Origin of the sequence: Aquabacterium sp. UBA2148 (assembly GCF_002328915.1) — a bacterium.
Classification (GTDB): domain Bacteria; phylum Pseudomonadota; class Gammaproteobacteria; order Burkholderiales; family Burkholderiaceae_C; genus Aquabacterium; species Aquabacterium parvum.
Map to the genome: position 1 here is coordinate 15,547 of NZ_DCXA01000211.1, position 1,849 is coordinate 17,395.

The 1,849-nt window shown below is 70.0% G+C and carries 2 protein-coding genes; both read left to right on the plus strand.

Annotated elements, in window-relative coordinates; translation table 11 throughout:
• A partial coding sequence (gene dprA, locus B2W70_RS11815) for a DNA-processing protein DprA (protein ID WP_286745910.1) occupies positions 1-990 on the plus strand: 990 nt, incomplete at its 5' end.
• Positions 991-1,117: 127 nt separating this feature from the next.
• A complete protein-coding gene (gene lipB / locus B2W70_RS11820; protein ID WP_286745915.1) occupies positions 1,118-1,753 on the plus strand; it encodes a lipoyl(octanoyl) transferase LipB in 636 nt (211 codons plus the stop codon).
• Positions 1,754-1,849 lie beyond the last annotated feature (96 nt).

The window sequence follows — 1,849 nt, forward strand, 5'->3', positions numbered from 1 at the left end:
CAAGCCGAGCAGGCGCGCGCCTGGGACTGGTTGCACGACCCGAAAGCCGAGGCGCCCCGGGCTGTGCTCACCCTGGCCGATGCCAACTACCCTGCGCCCTTGCTCGAAGCGGTTGATCCGCCCCTGGTGCTCTTTGCAGAAGGCGACCTGGACCGTTGGCGACGCCCGGCCGTGGCCATCGTCGGCAGCCGCAACCCGACCCAGCAAGGCGCCGAGAACGCCCAGGCCTTTGCCCGCGCCATCAGCGAAGCGGGCGTGGTGGTGGTCTCGGGCCTGGCCCGCGGGATCGATGCCGCTGCGCACGACGGGGCTTTGCAGCCCTGCGAGTCGGGTGATGCGTTGTTCGCCTGCGACCAGGCGGGCGGCACCATCGCCGTGCTCGGCACAGGCTTGAGAGAGGTCTACCCCAAGGGCCACAAGCCGCTGGCCCGCCGGGTGGCCCGCAACGGCCTGCTGCTGTCGGAATTCCCGCTGAACACACCGCCCCTGCCGGCCAACTTTCCCCGGCGCAACCGCATCGTCGCGGCCCTGTCGCGGGGCACGCTGGTGGTCGAGGCTGCGGTGCAGTCGGGCTCGCTCATCACCGCGCGGCTGGCCAACGAGATGGGGCGCGAGGTGCTGGCCATCCCGGGCTCCATCCACTCTCCGCAGGCCCGGGGCTGCCACGCGCTGATCAAACAAGGCGCCAAGCTGGTCGAGACGGCGCAGGACGTGCTCGAAGAGCTGCGGCTGGGGGTGCCGGGCCAGCTCGGCGAGGCCTCGACCGAATCCAGCGACTCCGGCGCCGATGCAATGCAACCCGATGGCGACGCGTCAGGCAGCGACCCCGTCCTGCAGGCCATGGGTCACGACCCGGTCGGGCAGGACGCCCTGTCGGCGCGCACCGGCCTGGGCCCGGCCGAGCTGGGCGCGCGCCTGCTGGAGCTCGAGCTCATGGGGCAGGTGGCTCGCCTGCCCGGGGCCTTGTTTCAGCGGCTGGCCCGCGCTTGATACCCTGAGCGCCTCGGGCGCGTGGCGCTTTTTTGCCAACCCCATTGCCGATGCCTGCACAGCGTGGTGGTAAAACCGCCAGGTGACCACGCTGAAGAACCTGGGCCTGGTGCCCTACGAACCCACCATGCGTGCGATGCAGGACTTCACCGAGCAGCGCACCGACGACACCCCCGACGAGATCTGGGTCTGCCAGCACCCTCCGGTGTTCACCCAGGGCCTGGCCGGCAAGGCCGAGCACGTGCTGCTCAACCCGCCGGGGCCGGGCCACATCCCCGTGGTGCAAACCAACCGGGGAGGGCAGGTGACCTACCACGGGCCGGGACAGGTGGTGGCCTACCCGCTGCTGGACCTCAAGCGGCGCGGCTACTTCGTCAAGGAATACGTCTACCGCGTGGAGCAGGCGGTGCTGCGCACCCTGCAAGACCTGGGCGTGACCGGCCATCGCGTCGCGGGCGCCCCCGGCATCTACGTTCGGCTCGACGACCCGTTCGCGCATGCAGCGCTCACCGGCCCGGTAGATCTTTCAGACCCCTTCCGAGGCCTGGGCAAGGTGGCTGCCATCGGCATCAAGGTCACGCGCCACTGCACTTACCACGGGGTGGCGCTGAACGTGGACATGGACCTGGCGCCTTACGGGCGCATCAACCCCTGCGGCTACAACGGCCTGAGAACGGTGGACCTGGCCACCCTGGGCGTGCACGTGGGCTGGGACGAGGTTGCTGCGCGGTTTGCACAGCACCTGGACAGCAGCCTGAGCTGATCACTTGAAGCGCGACACCGACGTCACCAGCTGCCTGGCCTGCTGACGCAAGCTCTCGGCCGCAGCGGCGCTCTGCTCGACCAGGGCGGCGTTCTG

Coding starts and splice junctions, on each gene's coding strand:
- lipB (WP_286745915.1), top strand. CDS start 1,118: ATGCGTGCGATGCAGGACTTCACCGAGCAGCGCACCGACGACACCCCC.